Annotated in this window: 24 protein-coding genes and 1 riboswitch; of the genes, 10 read left to right on the top strand and 14 right to left on the bottom strand. The window is 42.0% G+C overall.

The genetic code is table 11. The features are described 5' to 3' along the window. Positions 1–27 precede the first annotated feature (27 nt). The 3 genes from JFY49_RS04055 to sdsA form a co-directional block, all read right to left on the bottom strand. Positions 28–633, bottom strand: a complete 606-nt coding sequence (locus tag JFY49_RS04055) for a phosphatase PAP2 family protein (protein ID WP_180080653.1) — start codon at positions 631–633, stop codon at positions 28–30. A gap of 148 nt (positions 634–781) precedes the next feature. Beyond that, complete coding sequence (locus JFY49_RS04060) at positions 782–2,836, bottom strand: site-specific recombinase (RefSeq protein ID WP_200223928.1); 2,055 nt, start codon at positions 2,834–2,836, stop codon at positions 782–784. 34 nt (positions 2,837–2,870) lie between these two features. Then, entirely contained in the window at positions 2,871–3,848 is a 978-nt protein-coding gene (gene sdsA, locus JFY49_RS04065) for an All-trans-nonaprenyl-diphosphate synthase (protein WP_086196865.1), read from the bottom strand. Positions 3,849–4,283: 435 nt separating this feature from the next. Here sdsA and rplU point away from each other — a divergent pair, with 435 nt between their 5' ends. The 7 genes from rplU to JFY49_RS04100 all read left to right on the top strand — a co-directional run bounded on the left by rplU (position 4,284) and on the right by JFY49_RS04100 (position 10,449). Continuing rightward, entirely contained in the window at positions 4,284–4,595 is a 312-nt protein-coding gene (rplU, locus tag JFY49_RS04070) for a 50S ribosomal protein L21 (protein ID WP_086196864.1), read from the top strand. An 18-nt stretch (positions 4,596–4,613) separates the two neighbouring features. After that, complete coding sequence (rpmA, locus tag JFY49_RS04075; protein ID WP_086196863.1) at positions 4,614–4,871, top strand: 50S ribosomal protein L27; 258 nt, start codon at positions 4,614–4,616, stop codon at positions 4,869–4,871. A 222-nt stretch (positions 4,872–5,093) separates the two neighbouring features. Then, positions 5,094–5,792 carry an outer membrane lipoprotein chaperone LolA gene (lolA, locus tag JFY49_RS04080; protein WP_200223930.1) on the top strand — a complete coding sequence of 233 codons (699 nt, stop codon included), beginning with the start codon at positions 5,094–5,096 and terminating at the stop codon, positions 5,790–5,792. Between the two features lie 493 nt (positions 5,793–6,285). Next, entirely contained in the window at positions 6,286–7,074 is a 789-nt protein-coding gene (locus JFY49_RS04085) for an RsiV family protein (RefSeq protein ID WP_166170425.1), read from the top strand. A gap of 119 nt (positions 7,075–7,193) precedes the next feature. Next, positions 7,194–8,465, top strand: coding sequence for a serine--tRNA ligase (serS, locus tag JFY49_RS04090; protein WP_166170423.1), 1,272 nt, complete (start codon positions 7,194–7,196; stop codon positions 8,463–8,465). A gap of 90 nt (positions 8,466–8,555) precedes the next feature. Further along, positions 8,556–9,932, top strand: a complete 1,377-nt coding sequence (cysG, locus tag JFY49_RS04095) for a siroheme synthase CysG (RefSeq protein WP_200223932.1) — start codon at positions 8,556–8,558, stop codon at positions 9,930–9,932. A gap of 37 nt (positions 9,933–9,969) precedes the next feature. After that, positions 9,970–10,449, top strand: a complete 480-nt coding sequence (locus tag JFY49_RS04100) for a tRNA (cytidine(34)-2'-O)-methyltransferase (protein WP_200223934.1) — start codon at positions 9,970–9,972, stop codon at positions 10,447–10,449. Between the two features lie 57 nt (positions 10,450–10,506). Here JFY49_RS04100 and JFY49_RS04105 read toward each other — a convergent pair whose 3' ends face one another. From JFY49_RS04105 to rpoD, 6 genes are all read right to left on the bottom strand, one after another. Further along, positions 10,507–11,901 carry an APC family permease gene (locus tag JFY49_RS04105; protein ID WP_200223935.1) on the bottom strand — a complete coding sequence of 465 codons (1,395 nt, stop codon included), beginning with the start codon at positions 11,899–11,901 and terminating at the stop codon, positions 10,507–10,509. Between the two features lie 267 nt (positions 11,902–12,168). Then, entirely contained in the window at positions 12,169–13,353 is a 1,185-nt protein-coding gene (locus JFY49_RS04110) for an iron-containing alcohol dehydrogenase (protein ID WP_200223937.1), read from the bottom strand. 1 nt (position 13,354) lies between these two features. Further along, complete coding sequence (locus JFY49_RS04115; RefSeq protein WP_200223939.1) at positions 13,355–13,888, bottom strand: hypothetical protein; 534 nt, start codon at positions 13,886–13,888, stop codon at positions 13,355–13,357. A gap of 77 nt (positions 13,889–13,965) precedes the next feature. Then, positions 13,966–14,625 (bottom strand): lipoyl(octanoyl) transferase LipB, encoded by a 660-nt coding sequence (lipB, locus tag JFY49_RS04120; RefSeq protein WP_200223942.1) that lies wholly within the window; start codon positions 14,623–14,625, stop codon positions 13,966–13,968. A 162-nt stretch (positions 14,626–14,787) separates the two neighbouring features. Beyond that, positions 14,788–15,075 carry a YbeD family protein gene (locus JFY49_RS04125; protein ID WP_086196931.1) on the bottom strand — a complete coding sequence of 96 codons (288 nt, stop codon included), beginning with the start codon at positions 15,073–15,075 and terminating at the stop codon, positions 14,788–14,790. A 117-nt stretch (positions 15,076–15,192) separates the two neighbouring features. Next, positions 15,193–17,079 (bottom strand): RNA polymerase sigma factor RpoD, encoded by a 1,887-nt coding sequence (rpoD, locus tag JFY49_RS04130; protein WP_200223945.1) that lies wholly within the window; start codon positions 17,077–17,079, stop codon positions 15,193–15,195. Between the two features lie 369 nt (positions 17,080–17,448). On the opposite strand from rpoD, the gene JFY49_RS04135 reads away from it, so the two are divergent. Then, positions 17,449–17,658 carry a PA3496 family putative envelope integrity protein gene (locus JFY49_RS04135; RefSeq protein WP_200223948.1) on the top strand — a complete coding sequence of 70 codons (210 nt, stop codon included), beginning with the start codon at positions 17,449–17,451 and terminating at the stop codon, positions 17,656–17,658. Between the two features lie 69 nt (positions 17,659–17,727). Further along, on the top strand, positions 17,728–18,252 hold the full coding sequence (locus JFY49_RS04140) for a YecA family protein (RefSeq protein ID WP_166170407.1): 525 nt from the start codon (positions 17,728–17,730) through the stop codon (positions 18,250–18,252). A gap of 161 nt (positions 18,253–18,413) precedes the next feature. Here the strand turns inward: JFY49_RS04140 and JFY49_RS04145 are convergent, their stop codons facing one another. The 4 genes from JFY49_RS04145 to JFY49_RS04160 form a co-directional block, all read right to left on the bottom strand. Continuing rightward, positions 18,414–18,833, bottom strand: coding sequence for an ABZJ_00895 family protein (locus JFY49_RS04145; RefSeq protein WP_200223951.1), 420 nt, complete (start codon positions 18,831–18,833; stop codon positions 18,414–18,416). A gap of 21 nt (positions 18,834–18,854) precedes the next feature. Continuing rightward, the gene (locus JFY49_RS04150) at positions 18,855–19,469 is read right to left on the bottom strand and encodes a DedA family protein (protein WP_200223954.1); all 615 of its coding nucleotides are present in this window, start codon (positions 19,467–19,469) and stop codon (positions 18,855–18,857) included. An 85-nt stretch (positions 19,470–19,554) separates the two neighbouring features. Further along, positions 19,555–19,839: an FUSC family protein gene (locus JFY49_RS04155; protein ID WP_200223957.1), complete on the bottom strand. Its 285-nt coding sequence runs from the start codon at positions 19,837–19,839 to the stop codon at positions 19,555–19,557. Positions 19,840–20,352: 513 nt separating this feature from the next. Further along, positions 20,353–21,285: a rhodanese-related sulfurtransferase gene (locus tag JFY49_RS04160; protein WP_180042395.1), complete on the bottom strand. Its 933-nt coding sequence runs from the start codon at positions 21,283–21,285 to the stop codon at positions 20,353–20,355. Between the two features lie 206 nt (positions 21,286–21,491). Between JFY49_RS04160 and JFY49_RS04165 the strand changes: the two genes are divergently transcribed. After that, complete coding sequence (locus JFY49_RS04165) at positions 21,492–21,980, top strand: DUF1289 domain-containing protein (protein WP_200223960.1); 489 nt, start codon at positions 21,492–21,494, stop codon at positions 21,978–21,980. 139 nt (positions 21,981–22,119) lie between these two features. Here the strand turns inward: JFY49_RS04165 and ribB are convergent, their stop codons facing one another. Then, complete coding sequence (gene ribB, locus JFY49_RS04170) at positions 22,120–22,779, bottom strand: 3,4-dihydroxy-2-butanone-4-phosphate synthase (RefSeq protein ID WP_200223963.1); 660 nt, start codon at positions 22,777–22,779, stop codon at positions 22,120–22,122. Positions 22,780–22,873: 94 nt separating this feature from the next. Next, a riboswitch (FMN riboswitch) is annotated at positions 22,874–23,034 on the bottom strand. Positions 23,035–23,175 lie beyond the last annotated feature (141 nt).

The following is a 23,175-nucleotide window of genomic DNA, read 5'->3' on the forward strand; positions in this document are numbered from 1 at the left end:
CCACCTCGATTAGATTCTTCTCTAAAACTAATTTCTTTTTTCTCTACTTAATTTGGCATACAGCAGATAAAGTAGTGTGATCCAAATAAAACTTATGCTCCAACCCGCCAAGACATCAGAGGGGAAATGCACGCCCAGATAAACTCTGGAAATTCCCATAACAAACAGCCAGATAAAAGCACATATACACACCAGTATGTGCTGGGGATGTTTTTGACTGAGATAAATTGCAAGACAACCCAAAGTTGCGGCATAAAGGCTATGCGCACTGGGAAATGCAGCACCATAGCTTGCAACCAGATGATACATTTCGGGTGGGCGAGGTCTTGAAATTACATATTTAAGTAGCCAAACCGTGGCAGTACTTCCGATCAGCCCCATGCCAATAAAAACAACATTTGTAAATTTTTTATACCATGCCTGCTGTAAACACCAGACTGTGGTTAAAAATAACACAAATGGCATACCGCCTATAGTCGAAAGTGTGATGAATATTCTATTTAGTGGCACGCTACGATGCTGGCTCAGCCATTCAATCATCACCCAGTCGAAGTGATTCAAGAATGGCGTAACCAACATTAATATGCTGAAAATAAATAAGAAAAATCCTACACCAAGCAACAGATAAGGCATGTAAGCAACCTTTGTTATCTTAGTCGATTGAAGCATGACTAATGAATGGTTAAAGTGTACTCATCAGTACACTTTATTTCAAGTATGTGTAAATTATGCTTTTCTTTTTACCGATTTTTTAACATGAAGTAAAACAAAAATAGCAAAATTACTTGAGTGCCGATTTTTGTGGTGTTGAAAATTCATCTACTTCTAATGGAGTTTTTGGCGGCCAAAAAAAGTCACTGGGGCGGGTCAGGAAGTGTGTGAGTACCAGTTTGGCCAACGGCTTCCATTGTTCAAAACGAACGCGGCGAGCACGTAACGCGACAATAATCGTTAAAGTAAAACTCACAAACAGGTTGGTCAAACCAATTAACAATACACCTAAAAATGACACAATAATCAAGCCAATTTCAGGACTGCCATTAATACAAATCAAACCCTGAATAAAGTTGGCTGAAGCAAAGGCAATGTGGCGAATATCCAGAGGTAGCCCTAAAATAAAACCGATAGTGCCCATACTGCCAAGCATGATCCCAAACAGGAAGTTCCCCGCCAATGCGCCTAAATTGCGTTCTATATAGGCGGCAAATTTATTCAGGCGTTTTTGCCCCAATAACTGTTTTAAGTTTGCATGGGCCTGTAAACGTGGACCCACCTTACGGTACACCGCCATGTTGTCAAAATAGCCGGCAATCAGTCCTGAAAAGAATAGACACACCCCGGCAATCGCTGCATGAGGAATGGCCAGTGAGGTAAATGGATTGAGGGAATGTAAGGTTTTGGTGGCTTTAACATGAGTTAAAAGCGGTTCATCCATGCCGTACTGCCAGAGCAGGGTGATGACGGCCGCAGTAGGAATGGCAATGGAAATATTACCTAGAATGGCAATGAACTGGGTGCGGATGATGTTAATGATCAGTGCGGCAAGTTCAGCAATCTGTGTAGTTTTAGAGCCTTTGGTCTGTTGTACCGTTGCTGCAAGTGCCGCGGCAGTCATAGCGGGTTGTTTGGTGGCAACGGTAAAATGCAAGACATGAATCAGCATAAACCCGAATGAATAATTCATGCTAAAGACCAAGGCCTGCATGATGGGTGCCATGGCCATTCGCGCAGCCAATATTTTCAAGCTGGCCATGGTGGCAATAATGACACCGGCACCCGCAGCCGATTTATACATCGACCAAAAACCTTGCTTGTCGGTACTTACATAGTGTTCACCGGTTTTACTGGCATTCTCGGTCACCTGTAATGCAATCAGTTCGCTATTGGCGGCTAAAAGTGACCGCACACTGCGCTCGCTATAAATGGCATGGGTGATATCGACTAGCAACAAGCCTAAAGATTCATAGCGAAGCTGGTCTTCATCCATAATCAGATTAAGTAACAGTTCAATACGGTCCAGACATTGTTCCAGTAATGACAGCAGATAGGTCAGGCTTAAACTCACGCCAATTCTTTTGGTAGCACGACGAATTTTTAATACCACATCTCGACATTGCTCAATCATGACCAAAGCTTGAGATGCATCAGGAGGAACAATTAAGGCCATCGGGTCGGTGTTTTGATGCAGTGCCTTGTAATGCTGGATAAATTCATTGATTTCCCGGTTTTGTACCAGGAAAGGCGATTCATATTCGGTCAGTTCCGGATGGGCGTTAATAAATTCCGGATACAGTCCAATGCCACTAATCCGGTAAGATAAAACGGTAATGGCCTTGATCAGCTCGCTTTTAATTTTAAGCTTGTCTTGCTGATTACTGTGACCCTGATTGATCAAAGAAAAGAGTTTTTGCCAGTCTGCATCGACAATATTATCCAGCCAGTATTTGTCACTACGCTGATAAAAAACACGCCGTACCAAATCTTGCAGTTGGCTTTGATCATTAATCAGGGGAAGAAAATGCGCACCCAGCCGCTGAGCGAGCTGATTCCAGAAACCATCCAAAGACAAAATGCCAGTATCGGCATATAAACTGGTTTGCTTGTACTGGTTAATAAGTTTTAAGATAAAATTCTGAAAGGTAGTAATTGCATGGGGTGTAAGCAGCAGTGCCTGGATAAAAGCCTGGAATTTATGGTTAATTTCGTCAAGATCGGTGGCGTCATCTGGGCGAATCCGGTTCACCAGCTCAATCAGCAGTGAATCATCAAGAACAGCCTGACTGGATTCAAGCTGCTCCTGCATTTTTAAAAATAGATCATTAAAATTTATATGCATAGGCGAGGGGTAAAACTATATTTTTCAAATCCCGTTATTGAATCCGGTTGAGGGCAAGCTGGGCCAAATTAATCAGTGCCTGGCGATATTCACTTTCAGGAAGTGCATCTAATGCGTTCAGTGCAAATTGTGTTTCTTCAGTGGCACGTTGGCGGCAATAATCCAGAGCACCACAGCTTTGCACAATCTCGATTACCCGTTCCAGCTGGTTAAGACCGCCGGTGGCAATACTACGACGAACAATTTCATGTTCTTCATCGGTGGTTTTTTGCAAGGCAGAGATTAATGGCAAAGTCGGTTTACCTTCCATTAAATCATCACCAATATTTTTACCTAATGTTTCGGCATCTGAAGTATAGTCTAAAATATCATCAATAATCTGAAAGGCATTGCCAAAGTGACCGGCAAAGACGCGCAGGGGTTCACGGTATTGTGGCGTGCCCGATAAAATGGCAGCACCTTCAGTGGCCAGTTCAAATAGGCGCGAAGTTTTACCATGAATAATGTCGAGATAAGTCTTTTCGGTGGTTTCAGGCTGATGCTGTGCTTGCAGTTGCAACACTTCACCTTCGGCAATTTCACAGGTACCGGTAGAAAAGTCTTTCAGCAGGGTCATGTCATTCAAATCGACCAGCAAATCGAAAGCACGGGAAATCAGAAAGTCACCGACCAGAACCGCAGTCTGGTTATTCCATGTAGCATTGGCTGTAGGTCGACCGCGGCGCAAGCCTGATTCATCGACCACATCATCATGCACCAGCGTTGCGGTATGCAGCATTTCAATAATCGCTGCCAGTTTACGCTGGCGTTCGATATCTTCTGCGCCGCAGGCTTTGGCTGCCAATAGGCACATGATTGGGCGCATACGTTTGCCGCCTGCTTCAACCACGTGTTTACTTACTGCCATCACCAAGGCAACTTTTGAAGTGATTCCTTCATTGATAAATGTGTCCATCGCAGCAAAGTCTGAAGCAACAGGAGCGAGAATGTCTTGCTTAAAATCGATGGCCATATGAAGAGAAACCTCTAAAAATTGAATTGCTTATTTATAGTTTAACAACTATAGCTGATATAAGGCGAAGATCTTAATATAGTTGTTTAAAACCTGACTAGGCAAATGGTTTTAAATTTAACCGCATTATTATTATCCAGCCAGATGTGTGATGGAACTGGTACTCGGGTTTTTATACTAGCGAATTGAGTTTAAAAATCTATTACATTGACAAAACGTCAGCTTGACATACATAGCTAAGGGTTATTTTTTAATACGCTTTGATCGTTTATAAAATAAACTGCGGACAAAGTGCAAAAAAACGCTGAAATGGCTTGTTGTTTGATTTATTATCACTTAATATGTTTGCCCTTATATATCCCCCCAGTGGCGTTCGTATTAAGATCGATATATTCCTTTATCGGCACGACGACACGGGCATGTTTGGAGTACATTATGTACGCAGTAATCCAAAGCGGTGGTAAACAACACCGTGTGGTTGAGGGTGAAACCCTTAAAGTAGAATTGTTGAAAGCTGAAACTGGTACAACTATTACGTTTGATGACGTATTAATGCTTGTAAACGGCGAAAGCATTCAAATTGGTGCCCCAGTTGTTGCTGGTGCTACAGTAACTGCTGAAGTAGTTAGCCACGGTCGTCACGACAAAATCCGTATTGTTAAAATGCGTCGTCGTAAACATTACCGTAAACAACAAGGTCACCGTCAATGGTTTACCGAGTTGAAAATTACTGCTATTTCAGGCTAATTACGAGGATTATGAAACATGGCTACTAAAAAGGCTGGTGGATCGACACGTAACGGTCGTGACTCGAACCCTAAAATGCTAGGTGTTAAAATGTACGGTGGTCAATCTGTGACTGCGGGTAACATTATCGTTCGTCAACGTGGTACAGAATTCCACGCTGGTGCAAACGTAGGTATGGGCCGTGACCATACTTTATTTGCTACCGCTGATGGCGTGATCAAATTCGAAGTGAAAGGTCAGTTTGGCCGTCGCTACGTATCTGTTGAAACTGCATAAGTTTTAATGGTACGAAAAAAACCCACATTTGATGTGGGTTTTTTTTATGTCTGTAAATCGGTGAAATAATGGTTACCATCTTCATCATGATGTAGAAATGGCTACATTGGCTATTAATAACAATACAAAACTTCTTATTTTCTCAATTATTAGGATTAAAAATTGGTTTAAGATGGACGCATTGAACAAATTGCGATACCGCAAATAAAAAAAGGTGATGATATGAAAATGCTTCGTAAAACCCTGTGTGCGATGACCTTGGGTGCTGCAACGCTTGCACCGGTAATGAGTACAACTGTTTTTGCTGCCCCTGTAGCAGCATCGGAGCAGCAAGCAACCAACAATCTGGTCAAGCAGTTAAGTAATATTCGTACTTTGTCTGCTAACTTTGAACAAACCACAAAAGCGACTTCTGCTGGTAAAGCCCCGCAGAAAAAAGGCTTGACTGGACAACACATGAATCAAACCTTTAAAGGGGTGATGAAAGTTGCGCGTCCGGGTAAATTCTTCTGGGAAACCACCAGTCCATCCAAACAGACCATTGTGACTTCCGGTAAAACCGTATGGATTTATGATCCTGATTTACAGCAAGCCGTCCGTCAAAGCCTGGATGAACAGGTGGCAAATACTCCAGCATTGTTATTGTCGGGGAATACCAGTCAGATTATGAAGTCTTATCGAGTGACTCAGCCCGATAAAAGCAAGACCTATTACACTTTGTACCCTAAAGTGAAAGACAGTGCATTCCAAAGCCTGACCATTAGTTTTGGCGCGAACAAGGCCCCAAGTTTGATGATTTTGCAGGACTCATTGGGGCAAACTACCTATGTGCGCTTTAATAATGTGAAATTGAATCCATCGATTGCTTCTTCAACCTTCAATTTTACACCACCAAAAGGTACCGATATTATTGATCAATAATATATTGATTTATAATATTTAATTGTGAGTTCGTCATAAATTGAAAAGCAGTCCTGTGTGGCTGCTTTTTTATTGGATATGCTGTTAAAAATGAGGGAAATTTTTATTCACCCAGCACCACCCTACAAGAATATGTTCAAGCTCGGACCTAAACATCATAATGCACAATATTTCAAAATCTGCGGATGCGCAGAAGGCGAGGGCTATCTTTTATCTTATCTCTATCATCTCCATACAGAATCTTCCAAAGTGGTGATTCTCAAAGTGTAAGATTTAACACTTCAGTCTCAGGCAGGAATTATCCTCGGTGTGCATGTACCCTAGGGTTTTCACGATAATTGGGTTGAGCCATCTTAAAATCAGGCAATTTTTTATACAAATGCCTCGTTATTCGGCTAAAAAGAGTTAAAGATACATATTTTAAATGTTATTCAGGGATCTGGCTTTGTATAGTGAACCCGCATGATCAAAGGCACTAGGTTGTTAAGATAAGATGAAAATACGCACGAATCAACAATGGCTCTGGGCTGTTCCGGTTTCTTTGGCAGCACTCGTTATGGCGGGTTGTCAGGAGCGACCTGCACCGCAAAAGGAACAGGTTAAGGTAGAAAAACAGGAAGCTTCTTCTACAATTCCATTAATTCAAGCCAAGGTTGTTCCTGTGAAATTAAGCAAACCGGAAGCATGTGATGCGGAAGGTTGTACCCAGTATGAGATTCAGACGGTAAAGAGCAACTTGAAATGGGTGGATGACTATTTTATCGATCGGGTGAAAAAAGCCGATCCGATTGCATTTTCTACCACGCCCAATGAAAAGATCAATACTGCCGAAGGAGCGAGTCCCAATTTAAGTCAAAGCTCGACCTATATCCGTTTTGTCAGTCAGCAGTATGACCGGGCAACCTTTGCCATTCAAACTTATACCTATTCATCCGGTGCTGCACATGGCATGTATCATCAGGAATTTGTCAATTTTGACTTGAAAAACAAAAAGCGTCTGGCACTGCAAGATATTATGGTCAAAGGTGCAGAACAGCAATTATTGAATACTTTATATGATTCAAATAGCATCTGGCTGGAACAGCACAGTATAGATAGAGAAAAACTGAAATTAAGTGATAATTTTTACTATGGTGCCAATGGCATTGTCTTTGTTTATCCCTTGTATGAGCTGGCTTCCTATGCAGAAGGCATGACTGAACTGACCTTGCCTTATTCGGCACTCACTAAACTGATTAAAGCGGAATATCTGCCAGCTTTACCCAAGTATCCATCGTCCTAATTTAAGCTTAATTCGGGTAAATTTGCTCTAATAAGCCACAGCTGTCCGCTCGATCACTGTCTTTTTTAGTGTTTAGCGCTTACACTATAGCCAGTTTTTTTCTTTGCAAAAGATTGGCTATGATCGACCCGAAATTAATCCGAAATAATATTGAGGCTGTAAATTTAGCCTTGGCAAAACGTGGTGTACAGCTGAATGTCGAAGAGTGGGCTTCACTGGAAGCTCGCCGTAAAGAGCTTCAATCGAAAACTGAAGCTTTACAAGCAGAGCGTAATTCGGGTGCTAAACAAGTTGGCCAAATTAAAAAATCTGGTGGCGATGCATCTGAAATCATGGCACGTATGGCTGCCATTGGTGATGAAATTAAAGCTGCTGAAGTTGCACTTGCTGAATTGCAAACTGAAATTGAAACCAAGTCTTTAAGTATTCCAAACATGCCGCATGAATCTGTACCTGAGGGTAAAGATGAAGACGACAACGTTGAAATTTTAAAATGGGGCACACCGCGTCAATTTGATTTTGAAATCAAAGATCATACTGACCTGGGTGAATGGATGGGCGGTTTGGAGTTTGAAACTGCAACCAAATTGACCGGTACGCGTTTCAGTGTTCTGAAAGGCCCATTGGCGCGTTTACAACGTGCGCTAACCCAGTTCATGTTAGATACCCATACCCTGAAAAATGGTTATACCGAAGCCTATGTGCCTTATCTGGTCAATGCAGATTCATTGCGAGGTACAGGTCAATTGCCTAAATTTGAAGAAGATTTATTCAAATTGCAGGGTGAAAAAGAATATTACCTGATCCCGACTGCGGAAGTGCCGGTCACTAACTTTGTACGTGACGAAATTATTGATCCTGAACGTTTGCCATTGAAATATGCCGCACATACGCCATGTTTCCGCAGCGAAGCAGGTTCATATGGTCGCGATACCCGTGGTTTAATCCGTCAACACCAGTTTGACAAAGTTGAGATGGTGCAAATTGTAAAACCTGAAGATTCGATGCAGGCTTTGGAAGAACTGACCGGGCATGCTGAAGGTATTTTGCAGGCACTCGGTCTGCCATACCGTAAAATTATTCTGTGTGGTGGTGATATGGGCTTTGGTTCAACCAAGACCTATGACCTTGAAGTTTGGGTACCGAGCCAAAATACCTACCGTGAAATTTCTTCATGTTCAAATATGGGCGATTTCCAGGCCCGCCGTATGAAAGCACGTTACCGTGTCGACCAGAAGAAAACCGAATTTGTGCATACCCTGAACGGTTCTGGTTTGGCTGTTGGCCGTACCTTGCTTGCAGTGATGGAAAACTACCAGCGTGCAGACGGTTCAATTGAAATTCCTGAAGCACTTCGTCCATATATGGGTGGTGCGGAATTTATTGATTGATCTTCGGATTGATCAATAAATTTATGAATAGCACAATTTTGTGCATGAAAATTGCTTAAGACAGTCAGATTTAAAATATTGAGGTAGTGTGTGGATATCTTTCCAATCTCTTTAAAGTTGCAACAGCAACCTTGTCTGATTGTCGGTGGTGGGCGCATTGCCTATCGTAAGGCCGTACTTTTGGCAAAAGCAGGGGCAATCATTGATGTGATTGCGCCTGAAATCGAAACTGATTTACTAGAGATTGTTCGTGCCAGCCAAGGGCAATATGTCCAAGCATCTTTTAGTCCAGATATTCCATTACGCCCTTACCGGTTGGTGATTGCGGCTACCAATGACAAAGCGACCAACATACAGGTTTTTGAAGTTTGCGAAGCTGAAAAAATTCTGGTGAATAGTGTGGATGATCTACCGCATTGCCGTTTTATGGTGCCTGCTATTATCGACCGTTCTCCTTTGGTGGTTTCGATTGCCACCAATGGCAAATCACCAGTTTTATCCCGTCAAATTCGTACCCAACTGGAAGCCAGTATTCCGCATGGCATGGGCAAGCTGGCAGAGTTTTCTGGAAAATGGCGTGCGGCAGTAAAAGCCAAAATTGCCAATCCAGATGAACGCCGTATTTTTTGGGAAGACCTGTATGCCAGTCCACTCAAAGAACAGGTGTTTAATGACAATATCGCTGAAGCGGACCGTTTAATTGAACAAGCCTTAATGGAATGGAAAGCGCCAAAAGGTGAAGTCTACCTGGTGGGCGCAGGACCTGGCGATCCTGAACTGTTGACCTTAAAAGCACTGCGTTTAATGCAGCAGGCAGATGTGGTTATTTACGACCGTTTAGTATCGCCTGCGATTATGGACTTGTGCCGCCGTGATGCGGAAAAGGTTTATGTGGGTAAAGCCCGCTCCAATCATAGTGTGCCGCAAGAAGGCATTAATGCACTCTTGGTGGAATATGCTGCAAAAGGTAAACGTGTCTGCCGTTTAAAAGGCGGTGATCCATTTATTTTTGGTCGTGGTGGTGAAGAGATTCAGGAACTGTTTGCTGCAGGTGTGGCTTTTCAGGTGGTGCCAGGGATTACCGCGGCTTCAGGTTGTTCAGCCTATGCTGGTATTCCTTTAACTCATCGTGACTATGCGCAAAGTGTGCGCTTCCTGACTGGACATTTAAAAGAAGGTTCGCCAGAGTTACCTTGGAGTGAGCTGGTGTATGAAAACCAGACCTTGGTGTTGTATATGGGGCTGGTGGGTCTGGAAAAAATCTGTGCCCAGCTGATTGCCCATGGCCAACGTCCAGACATGCCGGTTGCACTTATTTCCAAAGGGACTACCCCTGACCAGAAAGTGGTGGTTGGAACCTTGGCCGATATTGCTTCAAAAGTGTCAGAACATCAAATTCAAGCGCCAACCCTGACCATTATTGGGGAAGTGGTAAAATTGCGCGAACAATTACAGTGGCAAGGCTAATTCGAGTCTTGTTACATTGAAAGAGTAGAGAAATCCTGTGATCCACGTTGTTTTATACAAGCCTGAAATTCCTGCCAACACTGGGAATATCATCCGTTTATGTGCCAATACCGGTGCGCAGTTGCATCTGGTAAAACCGCTGGGTTTTGAGCTGGATGATAAAAAGCTGAGACGTGCAGGTCTGGACTATCATGAGTGGGCGCATATGAAAGTGTGGGAAAACTTTGCAGAATGTATGGCGCATTTAAAAGAACAGGGAATTGAGAATGATGCCATCTATCCCTTAACCACCAAAGGTTCTGAAACTCCGCATACATCAAATTTAAACCGCCCGGTGGCGTTGTTGATGGGACCAGAAACACGTGGTTTGCCTGAAAATGTGCGTATGATGTTTCCGGAAAAACACTGGGTTCGTTTACCCATGGCTGCTAATTCACGTAGTTTAAATTTATCTAATGCTACAGCAGTTATTCTGTACGAAGCATGGCGTCAGCAAGGTTTTAAAGAACTGGTTTAATTTCAGAGCATAAAAAAAGACGCATTGAGCGTCTTTTTTTTGCATGAAGTCAAAGCATTAATGCGTATCATCAAACTCGTTGTGCTGCGGAGCGGGGTGTTTGAAGCCTTTGGTTTTATAACCCAGATACAAAATACCGAACATTGCCCACCATAAACCAAATTTTAATGCCGTATCTTCAATTTCTAGCCACATCGCAAAAATGCTCAGGAAGCCGAGTAAAGGAATGACCACAAAGCTGAGAATGTCTTTGATGCTTTTGGTGCGACCATCTCGTAAGGCATAACGTGAAATCACAGACAGATTTACAAAGGTAAAGGCAGTGAGGGCACCAAAACTGATCATCGAAATTACGATGTCCAAATCCATGAAACCAGCAGTTAAAGCCACGGCACCTACAATCAGAATGTTGTAAACTGGCGTGTAGCTTTTTGGGCTAATATGACCAAAAATTTTCTTATTGATCACGCCATCACGGCCCATCACATACATTAAGCGTGAAACACCTGCATGTGCAGAAATACCTGATGCCATCACCGTGACGATTGCAAAGTAAAGCACTACAGTTTTGAACGCTACTCCGCCAACAGCTTGAAGAATGTCTGGCTGAGTTGCAGCAACATCTTCGAAGTAAGTCTTCGGATCGTTCGGGAAGTAAATTTGCATGAAATAGGTACTGATAATGAAGATAATACCTGCGATGAGTGCCGTAAGGAAAATCGCTTTAGGTAGAGTCTTTTCAGTCTCTTTGGTTTCTTCTGCCAGTGAGCTGAGTGAGTCAAAACCGGTAAAAGAGAAACAAAGCAATGTTGCACCGGTAATTAACGGACCCAAAGCTGTCATTTCATTCCAGAACGGTTCAAGACTCCATAACTGGTATTTGGCATTCGCTAATGTACCATCGGCATTGATCCCACCTGCAAGTAGAGAGTAAACCATCCAGGTGAAGTATGCGATGACTGCCAGCTGAATCAATACAATCAGGCCGTTGAAGTTGGCAACGAATCTGGCACCACGCAAGTTTACGCCAGTCATAAATGCGGTCAGTGCAACAACCCAAACCCAATGATTGACTTCAGGAAACAAGGCTTCCAGATAAATGACTGCCAAAATGATGTTGACCATGGGTGACAGTAGATAATCCAGCCATGATGACCAGCCCACCATAAAACCGACATTAGGGTGAATCGATTTTTGTGCATAAGTATATGCCGACCCTGATGATGGATAACGACGGATCATGTGTCCATAACTAATAGATGTAAACAGAATTGCAATCAGGGCAATAATGTAGGAAGTTGGCACGTGGTAATGGCTTTCTTCAGAAACCAGACCGAAGGTATCAAATAATGTCATTGGCTGAATATAAGCTAAACCAATAATAATGATGTGCCAGAGTCCAAGCGTTTTTTGCAGTTTAGCTGTCGATTGAGTCCCAGAGATATTTGTCAACGGCGTTATCCTCTTATCGTTGATCAAGGATCAGTCATGTTTACAAGGATCGTTTGAGACGAACGATCCCCCCTAAATGAATAAAACAAAAGTGCGCCAATCTACTCTAGTTTGGTACGTTTTGCCAATATCTTTGTGAGTTTTTAATGCAGAAAATATGCCACTTGATATAAAAGACTCGCTTTAATTTTCTATATAAAAGTAAAAGCCTGATGCTTAAAAAAACATCAGGCTCATTTTTAGCTATATTCGCTTAATTTTCAATATTTACCAAGCTTTTTCTAAAATCGCTTTTAAATCGCTCAAGGTGGCTTCTTTCGGATTGTAAATAATGGAACCATCATTTAATGCTTTGTCTGCGACTTCATCCAGTTGTGCTTCTGAAACCTTGCCGGTTTCACGTAAAGTACGTGGCAATTTCGTCAGTGCATACAAGCGATCACGCATGGTCAGAATCGTAGCAATGGTTTTATCGGCACGTAGATGGGCAGGGGTTTGCGCATAAATGTCTGAACCTGCTAAAGGTAGCAATAATTCTGCAATCTTGTCACCATTCACTTCTTTATTGTACTCAAGCACATAAGGCAGGAACAGGTTCATGCACAGGCCATGTGGTAAATGTGCAACTGCACCTAAAGCATGTCCAAGGGAATGCACCAGGCCTACCATGGAGTTCGAGAACGCAATACCGGCCATGGTGGAAGCTTGGGCTAATTCCAGACGGCCAAACTCATCAGTTGGATTATCTAACACATTGAACAGGCTGTTGCTCACTTTTTTGATGGCAGCTGTCGCATAAGCATCACTGATCGGATTGGCTGCCATACAGGTATAGGCCTCAACTGCATGGGTTAGTGCATCCATGGCTGTCATGGCAGTTAAATGTGGTGGCAAGGTCTGGGTCATGCGCGGATCCAGAATTGCCGCATGTGGCATCAGATAATAGGATGCAAAGGGCATTTTGACATTTTTTTCAAGATCCGAGACCACAGCCACCATGGTCACTTCTGAACCCGTACCCGATGTGGTAGGAATCACAAAAAATGGTTTTAACGGTTTTGGCAGGTTATGTGCACCTGAATATTTAAGCAGGTCATCGCCACCTTCGGTCACCAGAATATTGGTTGCCTTGGAAGTATCAATCACTGAACCGCCACCGACAGCAATAATCGCATCACAACCATTATCACGATAAGCTTTCGCTGCATTTCGGACGGTTTGTACACTTGAATCAGGTGGAACATCATCAAAAATATAACCAATCACCGCATCGGTAGATTCAAAAGCCGCTTCAATGGGTGCAAGCAGGTTGTTGCTGCGTACACCTTTGTCAGTAATGATCAGAGGACGTTTTGCACCCAAAGTAGCAAGTTCAAACGGAATATGTTCTAAGGCAGCATGACCTGCAATGACTTTGACCGGACAGAAAAATTCGTAATAAGGCTTAGCCATGTTATGCACTCCGTTTAAAATAGGATTGAGCTACTTTCAAATAAATATTTGCAGCTCCAGTCAGTTTTTCTTTTAGGCTTAATTCGGTCGGATATTGTTTTACAGCAAGCTCAGCAAGGAGCTTAGGTAAAATCAGCGCTTCCATTTTGTTTAAGCAGCGGACCAAACGAATGGCAAATGCAATATCTCCATCGGCTATCATACGGTCATGGGCAAAGGCCTGTGCGGTACTTTCCTGAAAGGAAAATACTAAAAAGGCATGGCTTAAGTGCTTAAAAGTAATGGTAAGGTCAGGTTTGCTGTCTACAGATTGCAGTAATTGTAATTGATGGTCTTCCGTGACTTTTGCAATAAAAGCCGGGCCATGGGGAAATACTTTCATCGATAGAACGAAACCCACCGGGAATTTTGCAACTTCCTGTTTGACTTCGGCGTCGACTTGACTCGCCATTACCAGACCTCTGCCAATCACATCCATCATGAGTTTGACATAGGTCAGTTGTAAAGCGGGCTTAACGGATTTGGTTGAAATCACTCGCGTATCCCTTATCTAAAGAATATTTTATTAGTTTAGAGTAAATACTCTAATTTATTTTTATGTCAAAAGCAAAATTATTGTTGCATGATTTGAACTTCACTAAAGTAACCGCTGTTGTTTAAAGTTTCAATGATATCGAAGCATAAGTTCTCGAATTTTGGATAATCTTGAACTAAATCCTGAATGCGTACCATCTCCAGGCCAGCATAACCACAGGGGTTAATGGTGTGGAAACCAGACAGGTCACAATCAATATTTAGAGCCAGTCCGTGATAGCTGCGTCCTTTGCGGATTTTAAAACCCAGCGAACCAATCTTGCGCTCATTGACATAAACGCCCGGCGCATCCGGTTTGGCATAGGCTTCAATGCCATATTTGTTCAGCAGTCCAATCATTAAATTTTCAGCATAAGATACCAGCGTGCGTACATTCCAGCCCAAGCGGTTTAGGTCAAACATAAAGTAGGCTACCAGTTGGCCTGGGCCATGCCAGGTCACTTGTCCACCGCGATCCGTTTGTACGACTGGAATATTGCTGGGTATCAGAATATGCTCAGGTTTGCCAGCTTGACCTTGAGTTAGTACATCATGATGCTGCAAAATCCACAGTTCATCTGGTGTATGTTCATCACGGTTTTCAGTCAGGTTTTTCATCTCCTGAAAATGGTCGAGATAAGGTGTGAGCTGGTTAAATTGACGAATAATCAGTTTGGGTTTTAGAACAGCATCAGTCATGTGAAGTGCGTCCTTAAAAATTTTCAACAGGATGCAAGGATTATAATGAAATCATGCCAAGATAGGGGATGATCACTGGATGATTTAAAGTTTTTCGTAGTATTGATAATATTTATATTGCCTTATAAATAAAAAAACACGCATGACGCGTGTTTTTTGCTCTTAAAGTGCAGTTTTAATCAATGGGCAGGCTGCCAAGTCAGCATATAAAGCATGTACCTGTTCCAGTTCGACAAAAACGATTTGGGCAGTTAAAGAGTGATATTTTCCAGTGCGTGAAGGTTGTACCTTGATGCTGTTACCATCAAATTCCGGAAAATGTTTTACCAAAATATCTACAACAGCAATATGTAATTCTTCACAGGCTTCACCAATCAGTTTGATCGGATAATCCATAGGGAAAACCCATAGATGTTCCTGAAGTTCGCGAGATGGTGTACGGTCTAACATGGTCATAGTAGTCCCACTTATATATCAAACGCCTGCATAGAGGCAGGCGTTATGTGTTGCTGAATACTAGATGGGGGTATTGGATAACTTTTCAATCCCCATCCGTATCACTATGTCTTAGTCATTTTCCAGGAATGAACGTAAGTGTTCAGAACGAGAAGGATGACGTAATTTGCGTAGTGCTTTGGCTTCAATCTGGCGGATACGTTCACGGGTAACGTCAAACTGTTTACCGACTTCTTCCAGAGTGTGGTCAGTCGGCATGTCGATACCAAAACGCATTTTCAAGACTTTCGCTTCACGTTCAGTCAGGTTTTCCAGTACTTCACGGGTTGCTTCTTTCAGGCCTTCTGAAGTTGCCGCATCAATTGGAGAAGTGATGTTGCCATCTTCAATAAAGTCACCCAAATGCGAATCTTCATCATCACCAATTGGCGTTTCCATGGAAATCGGCTCTTTGGCAATTTTAAGTACTTTACGGACTTTAACTTCATCCATTTCCAGACGTTCGCCCAATTCTTCCGGGGTTGGTTCACGGCCCATTTCCTGAAGTAATTGACGAGATACACGGTTGATCTTGTTGATGGTTTCAATCATGTGTACCGGGATACGAATGGTACGTGCCTGATCGGCAATCGAACGGGTAATTGCCTGACGAATCCACCAGGTGGCATAAGTCGAGAATTTATAACCGCGACGGTATTCAAACTTGTCTACCGCTTTCATCAAGCCGATGTTCCCTTCTTGAATCAGGTCAAGGAATTGCAAACCACGGTTGGTGTATTTTTTCGCAATCGAAATCACCAGACGCAAGTTGGCTTCAACCATTTCCTTTTTCGCACGACGGGCTTTTGCTTCACCTACAGCCATACGTTTAGAAATATCTTTGATTTCCTTAACATTCAAACCCAATTCTTTTTCGATGTCAGCAATCTTTTGCTGGAATGCCAGTACATCGGGACGTACTTTTTCTAAATAAGTTTTTTGTTCAGCTGGCGCTTTGGCAATTTGCTCATCCAACCAAGCTGGATTTGATTCCTGGCCCGGGAAAGATGTACGGAATTGAGTGCGGTCCATACGGCCACGGCGGACTGCATAACGCATTACTTCACGTTCAGACGTGCGGATCTGTTCATGGGTGCCACGAATCATTTCAGAAATGATGTCAAATAGACGCGGAGTGAATTTGAACATCATAAACACGGTTGCCAGTGCTTGAAGCGCTTCATCTGCCTGTTTGCTGTTACGACCGTGTTTTTCAATGGTCGCTTTAGTGGCTTTCCAGGCTTCTTCCAGTTCAGCAAAACGCACACGTGCAATTTCCGGGTCAGGACCTGACTCACCTTCAGAATCATCCTCAGTTTCAGATTCTTCTTCTTCGTCATCGTCCAGTTTTACATCTTTGGTCGATTTAGATGTTGATTCTTCATCCTCATCGATATCCGCTTCATCTTCTAAAACTTCTGGAATTTCTTCATCAGATTCCGGGTCTAAATAGCCCGATAAAATATCAGCAAGACGACGTTCACCTTCGGTAACATCGCTATATTCTTTTAATACAACTTCAACGGCATTTGGCCAGTAGGCAATTGAGTGCAGAACGTCACGAATACCTTCTTCAATGCGTTTGGCAATGCTAATTTCGCCTTCACGTGTTAAGAGTTCAACCGTTCCCATTTCACGCATGTACATACGTACGGGATCTGTGGTGCGACCAGGTTCGTTTTCAACAGAAGCAAGTACGGCTGCCGCTTCTTCTTCGGCAACTTCATCGGTCGCTTCTGCACTGGTGCCATCGAACATGGTGTCATCAGATTCAGGTGCACGTTCATGAACAGGAATACCGACATCCTGAAGCATCTGAATGATGTCTTCAATCTGTTCGCTTTCAGTGATCGAGTCTGGGAGATGATCGTTAACCTCAGCGTAAGTTAAGTAACCTTGCTCTTTGCCTCGGCTAATCAGAGCCGCTACTTGCGAAGTAGGGGAAGTCATATCGCTCATCTTTGCTTACTCTTCGTTGAATCTGTGGCAGTGAAAAACCGTGCATGATAGCACAATTTGCTTAAAATTGTTTTGAATATTGATTGCTCAAGTTTCATTTAAAAATATAAATTTGATTTAACAGCTGTTTTCAATATTGGGCTGAAACTTTTTTTTTCAAGTCCATAGGGTGGATCACTCAAATTATGTTGAGTTTTTATTGGTCCATGCTGGAAATTCCAGGAACTAATAAATACACAATTTTTAGGGAGAAAAACAAGATTAAACCCGGTTTACGGGAGAAAAAAATAAAAATACTTGACAAGAGCGCATAAGCAGGATAAATAGCGCCTAGACCCATTCACTTTTTTTCACCATGAGGTAGTTTTAGTGTCTTCTACAGATTTTGAACTAGATGATAGCTACAGTGATGATGATGTTAGTTTTGATGAAGTATCAAGCAAAATTAGTGCTAAAGAGTCGTTAGAAAAACGTCGTCTGATTGATGACCTTCTTGCACAACGTCGTTTAGAGCGTGAGCTGAAAGATTTTGATTATGATCTGGATGATGACGACGATTTTGATGATGAAGAAAACTAAAATAGGATTCTGCATAGCGGGCTAAAATGCTATGCTATGTCGCAGTTATTTTACAAACCTGGATTTTAAATGAGTGCTTTAGATTTAGACCTTTTAAGCGAATATCTAGATGGCGACCAGAATGAATATGGTCTAGATTTTCCGGCTACTCATGGCTTTTTATGTGCAATTGCGGTTGGTCCGAAATTCGATAAATGGCTGGACGAACTTTTTGATAACAATCACAAGAAAGTGCCTGCTGAAATCATTGCTCAAGTAAAAGCCTGGTTAGAATCAATTCGTCAAAGCCTGGCGAATGAAGAAGGAATTGAGTTTCCTTTTGAAATTGAAGAAGCAGAAGTGGATTCAAGTTTAGGTGACTGGAGCGTTGGTTTTGTCGATGCGATGTTCCTAAACGAAGATGCCTGGTTCACGCCCGAACATGAAGAGCAACTGGTAGACTTAACTTTACCAATGATGGTCTTTAGTGGTGTGGATGAAGAAGATCCGCAAATGGAATCTTTCCGTCGCAATGGCCAGTTGATGGATGAAATTGCTGAAGAAATCCCGGATAATTTAAATGAATTATATTTGATGTACCATACGCCAGCATGATGGTACGCCTTGCGCTGCTATAATCGCCGCGCATAGATCCACACACACCAGCGTGATGTGACATCTTGTGCTGTTCTAATCGCAGCTTATGTATGTATTTAGCTCAGATTAATTTGTTAATTAAAAAAGCACTATAAGGTGCTTTTTTAATTGTCAACTGGCTATTTTCTGGATTTTAATTTCAAGAAGAGCGGACTCATCCACTGATAGGCAATAAAGAATAAAGCAAAATGTATTGCAACGATGAGCAACATAAATACGGCATAACCTGTTAAACCCATTTTTTCAGCAGATTGAATAATTTGTTCTGCATTCGGGTTCATCATGACCAAAAAGAATATAATAAAACACTCCAAAGTAATGGCAATTGCAGTATTTCCCCAGACCAAGATATTGCGTTCTTGTGCAGTCGGCAAGCGTTGTTCTTTTTGCAGGAATTTAATCACATGACGAATCATGGTAACAAAAAAAATAGCGACGAAGAGCATCAAGCCAAGATTGGTAACAAACAATAAAAACAAAACGCTGAGAATTAAAACCACGCCATAATCGATAGCAAAACTTTTTAGATATTGTTGCATTTAAGCCCCTGATAAAATCAATTAGTTCTTCATTTTGCGTAGTTGTCTACGGTATAAGAGGATGGCGATAATCACCAGGATAATGAGGATAATACCATGGCTGACTTGGCTAAATATTTGCTGCATGAGCTGTTGGTTTTCACCAAAATAAAAACCGACACACGCCAGAAATGTAGTCCAGATGATGGTCCCTAAGCCGCTGTAAAACATAAATTTCCAAAAAGGCATGTGGCTCATGCCAGCAGGAATACTAATCAGCGAGCGAACTGCTGGAATCATACGACCAAAGAATACGATGCGATGTCCATAATGCTCAAACCAGTCCAGAGACTTTTTAACATCACTAGATTTGATAAACATATATCTGCCATAACGGTCAACGAAACGGAAAATATTGTCATGGTTAAACTTATAGCCAATCCAATACAGTAAAGCAGCTGCAAGCAATGAACCGAAACAACCGGCAATGATGACGCCAAATAAAGTCAGCTGGCCTTGTGATGCAGAATAGCCAGCAGAAGGCATGATGATTTCAGATGGAATGGGAGGAAATATATTATCAAGAAACATCAGCAGGGCAATACCAAGATAGCCCAGTTGTTCCATAATGGAAATAATCCACTCTGTCAGATTCATAAAGTGATAAAAATATTAGTGATATTTATATCATCCTAAATTTAATTGATTGCAGGGTAAAGTATATTCAGGGAATCCATTTAGATTATTCTTGGCTATGAATCAGTGTGTGGATATAAACTTTTCTTAAGCTATAGGCGAGCGCGAATGGAATGACACCGAGCAAGACATATTCAAGCAGATTAGGTGTGAGATGGTAGGCAATAAACAGGGAAAAAATACTGCCAATAACAGCACCCATCATCACAATAAAAAGATGGGATTCCTGCTCTAGAGTTTGTTTAATGTGTTTGACTTTTTGTAGATTTCTTTCGCGTGCAAGGTAAAAGCGTCGAGTATAATTGGCGGAACGACTAATTGCTCTTGACATAATTTAACTCCTTTTCACGTTATAAATTAATATGTTGTGGGATTATTGTAATTTTTATCTCAGACTATCAGATTGTTTGTGACTTGACACACATTAATGGTAAAAATTGGTGATATTTTTTTATTTATTGTTAATTTTAGGTAAATAAAAGTCCTCTTGTGATTAATGCTAATCAGTTAAGGAATTTAAAAAGAGACTCTTAAATTTTTGGCTTCATGACGGAGTCTGGGTATTTTAAATTAGATACTTGAGACCATTTTTTACTTTGGTTCCGCCCTGAGAAGCATTACTTCCTAAGATCAAAGCTCTTTGTTATCCGTAAAACTCATCAGCCACTATCAACTCGTAAATTTATCGCAGAAACAATCATTTTTTAATGTAGTGCTGTTTCAATAGGCTGTGGATGAATTTTCAAAATATTAAATATAATCATGGATTTAAAAAAGAAAATGCCAGTCAATTGCTTAACTGACTGGCATTACTTTTGTGAGTGCTTTTATTGAAGGCATTCGATTACAGACGTTTACGTTTAGCGGCTGCAATTTGTGACTGACGCATACGGAAACCAGCTTTTTGCTTCTCGCTGGTTTTGTCGATGCAGTATTTACATGATACGCCATGTTCATAGCTTGGAAGTTCTACTTCTCCAGGAAGCAAAGGCCAGCCACAAGCATGACACTTGGTGTTCTGGCCTTCTTCTACACCATGAGTTACGGCTGTACGGCCATCAAACACGAAACATTCACCTTCCCACATACTTTCATCAGCAGGAGTTTCTTCCAGGTATTTTAAAATACCGCCTTTCAAGTGATAGACCTCATTAAAGCCTTCTTGCAGCAATAATGATGTTGATTTTTCACAGCGAATACCACCCGTACAGAACATGGCAATTTTCTTGTCTTTATGCTGTTCCAGCTGTTTTTTTACATATTCCGGGAATTCACGGAAGGTTTCAGTTTTAGGATCAATTGCACCTTTAAATGTACCGGCTTTATATTCGTAGTCGTTACGCGTATCAATTAAGATCACGTCATCACGTGCAATCAGTTCGTTCCATTCTTTTGGATCAAGATAGTGACCGACTAAATCGCGCGGTTTGACTTCAACGCCTAAAGTCACAATTTCTTTTTTCAGTTTAATTTTCATTTTACGAAATGGCTTGTCAGAGCTGTGTGACTCTTTATATTCCATTGCGTTAAAACCTTCATCCAGAAGAAACTGGTGGATGGTATCAATTGCTGCACGGTCACCTGCTACAGTACCGTTAATGCCTTCTCCTGCAACAATAAGAGTTCCACAAAGATTGATGGTTTTTACCAAATCAAGAAGACGTTGCTGCAGATCGGCAGGATTTTGAACTTCTTTAAATTGATATAGTGCCGCAACAACCCAGTCAGTGGTCGCTTGCTGTTCTACAGGTGCAAGCTGTTCTACAGTAGCGTTCATGGAAAACTCCAAATGTATTAAGGTAAGACAAAATTTAAGCCGCATATTCTAACGTGAATTGGCACAATTAGCGATAAAACCTAGTATGAAATATGGTTTTTCATTTGCTGTTGGGGGATGTATGATGCCTGTGCTGATGGTTTATCAAATCAGAAAAGCGGTCTGAATTTTCCAGATGTGAACATTGTTGAATTTCGGAGTTTATTTTGAATACTGATCGTCGAATTGCTTCTTTGACCCCATGTGCAGGGCGTTGCTCTACGGTGTTTGGTGATTCGGTCTGTCGGGGGTGCCGTCGTTTTAATCATGAAGTGATTAAATGGAATACCTATACAGCAGAGCAGCATACAGCCATTTGGCGTCGATTAGATTCGCAACTTGATCAGATTTTGATTCCAATGTTGCCTATGGCCGATATCGCCCATGTTGAAAGTTTTGTTTTGTCCAAGCGTGTGCGTTTGCGTCCGGATGCGAGTAAAGGGCGCAAGCTCTACCATGCATTAAAGTTGTGTGAGAAAAATCGTCATTTTACTGATGATAGTGGGTTAGGTATTCACTATAAAGATGTTCGTCCTTTGTGGGATGAATTTGAGCGACGAGTATTGGCACTTGCCACGGCCAGTTATGATTTGGCCTTTTTACGAGCTGATGGCATCAGTATGCATTTGCTGCAAAGTCTGGAAGAAGAGGATTAAGTCCTCTTTTTTAACTTAAAATTTATAAAAAAATTTCTTATTCTCGTGTGCACTGAAATCATTTTGCATTAAAAAATCATCAGGCTTGACCAGGAAGCCTGATGATTTTCATTTTTTGTGGCAAGCTTTGTTGTCTCGTTTAAAGATTATGCTGCAAACGGTACTGTACAATTTCTTCAATGGTAATCACGGTTAAATGATGAGTCTGTGCATAAGACAGAACCTGAATACCAGATGCCATCGTACCGTCAGGATTGGTCAGTTCACACAAAACCCCAGCAGGTTTTAAACCGGCCAAACGTGCGAGATCAATAGTACCTTCGGTATGACCACGACGGGTGAGTACGCCACCTTCGCGCGCACGTAAGGGGAACACATGACCCGGGCGGTTTAAGTCGCTTGCCACAGCGCCATCCTTAATGGCCGCTTTTACTGTGGTGGTGCGGTCTTTGGCGGAAACACCCGTAGTGACACCTGAAGCTGCTTCAATGGTCACGGTAAAGGCTGTTTTAAACTGACTCGAGTTGTCAGTCACCATTGGTGGCAGTTCTAAATGATTGGCGAGTTTATCGGTCAGGCAAAGACAGACAATGCCTGAACCATCACGAATCATGCGAGCCATGGTTTCTACAGTTAAGGTCTCTGCTGCTACAATCAGGTCGGCTTCATTTTCGCGGTCAAAGTCATCCATCACCAAAACAGGTTTACCCTGGCGGATATCTTCTAGGGCTTTTTGGATGCGTTGTTCAGCAGGAGGAAGGGCAGAAAAGAAAATTTCGGGTTGAATCAAACTAGACATTGAAACGCTCTCGTAAAATAAACATACGGTTGAACATTTCAGGACTGATGCAGAAATGGGGTCGCAGCGATATATCACATATCAATATCGGTTACGTCGTCTTCTTTCATCCGGACTATACCGTCGGCTTTGGTTTTTCACCAAATCTGCGAGTAAACTTTAACCAGTTTACAGGCTCGTGGGCTGATTAAATCCTACAAGAATGTAGTTTTAATTTACCACCGGTGGGGAATTGCACCCCGCCCTGAAGCGATGTGTCATAAGTATAGTCCTGTTTTTAACAGTGGGTACAAATTTCTATAGATGAATCAGTCATATCCATAGTCAAACCAAGAATAACTTTAGAATAAGCTTATAATTATGAATATGTAGGGTATAAAAAAGCCCGCAGAAGCG

It is taken from the genome of Acinetobacter sp. CS-2 (assembly GCF_016599715.1).
Taxonomy (GTDB): domain Bacteria; phylum Pseudomonadota; class Gammaproteobacteria; order Pseudomonadales; family Moraxellaceae; genus Acinetobacter.

What these genes read in the sequence shown, in the direction of transcription:
- JFY49_RS04140 (WP_166170407.1), top strand. Translation starts at nt 17,728, where the DNA reads ATGAGTGCTTTAGATTTAGACCTTTTAAGCGAATATCTAGATGGCGAC.
- JFY49_RS04085 (WP_166170425.1), top strand. Translation starts at nt 6,286, where the DNA reads ATGAAAATACGCACGAATCAACAATGGCTCTGGGCTGTTCCGGTTTCT.
- rpmA (WP_086196863.1), top strand. Translation starts at nt 4,614, where the DNA reads ATGGCTACTAAAAAGGCTGGTGGATCGACACGTAACGGTCGTGACTCG.
- JFY49_RS04110 (WP_200223937.1), bottom strand. Translation starts at nt 13,353, where the DNA reads ATGGCTAAGCCTTATTACGAATTTTTCTGTCCGGTCAAAGTCATTGCA.
- JFY49_RS04145 (WP_200223951.1), bottom strand. Translation starts at nt 18,833, where the DNA reads ATGCAACAATATCTAAAAAGTTTTGCTATCGATTATGGCGTGGTTTTA.
- JFY49_RS04055 (WP_180080653.1), bottom strand. Translation starts at nt 633, where the DNA reads ATGCCTTATCTGTTGCTTGGTGTAGGATTTTTCTTATTTATTTTCAGC.
- JFY49_RS04060 (WP_200223928.1), bottom strand. Translation starts at nt 2,836, where the DNA reads ATGCATATAAATTTTAATGATCTATTTTTAAAAATGCAGGAGCAGCTT.
- serS (WP_166170423.1), top strand. Translation starts at nt 7,194, where the DNA reads ATGATCGACCCGAAATTAATCCGAAATAATATTGAGGCTGTAAATTTA.
- JFY49_RS04160 (WP_180042395.1), bottom strand. Translation starts at nt 21,285, where the DNA reads ATGAACGCTACTGTAGAACAGCTTGCACCTGTAGAACAGCAAGCGACC.
- sdsA (WP_086196865.1), bottom strand. Translation starts at nt 3,848, where the DNA reads ATGGCCATCGATTTTAAGCAAGACATTCTCGCTCCTGTTGCTTCAGAC.
- JFY49_RS04155 (WP_200223957.1), bottom strand. Translation starts at nt 19,839, where the DNA reads ATGTCAAGAGCAATTAGTCGTTCCGCCAATTATACTCGACGCTTTTAC.
- rpoD (WP_200223945.1), bottom strand. Translation starts at nt 17,079, where the DNA reads ATGAGCGATATGACTTCCCCTACTTCGCAAGTAGCGGCTCTGATTAGC.
- JFY49_RS04150 (WP_200223954.1), bottom strand. Translation starts at nt 19,469, where the DNA reads ATGAATCTGACAGAGTGGATTATTTCCATTATGGAACAACTGGGCTAT.
- rplU (WP_086196864.1), top strand. Translation starts at nt 4,284, where the DNA reads ATGTACGCAGTAATCCAAAGCGGTGGTAAACAACACCGTGTGGTTGAG.
- lolA (WP_200223930.1), top strand. Translation starts at nt 5,094, where the DNA reads ATGAAAATGCTTCGTAAAACCCTGTGTGCGATGACCTTGGGTGCTGCA.
- lipB (WP_200223942.1), bottom strand. Translation starts at nt 14,625, where the DNA reads ATGACTGATGCTGTTCTAAAACCCAAACTGATTATTCGTCAATTTAAC.
- ribB (WP_200223963.1), bottom strand. Translation starts at nt 22,779, where the DNA reads ATGTCTAGTTTGATTCAACCCGAAATTTTCTTTTCTGCCCTTCCTCCT.
- JFY49_RS04125 (WP_086196931.1), bottom strand. Translation starts at nt 15,075, where the DNA reads ATGTTAGACCGTACACCATCTCGCGAACTTCAGGAACATCTATGGGTT.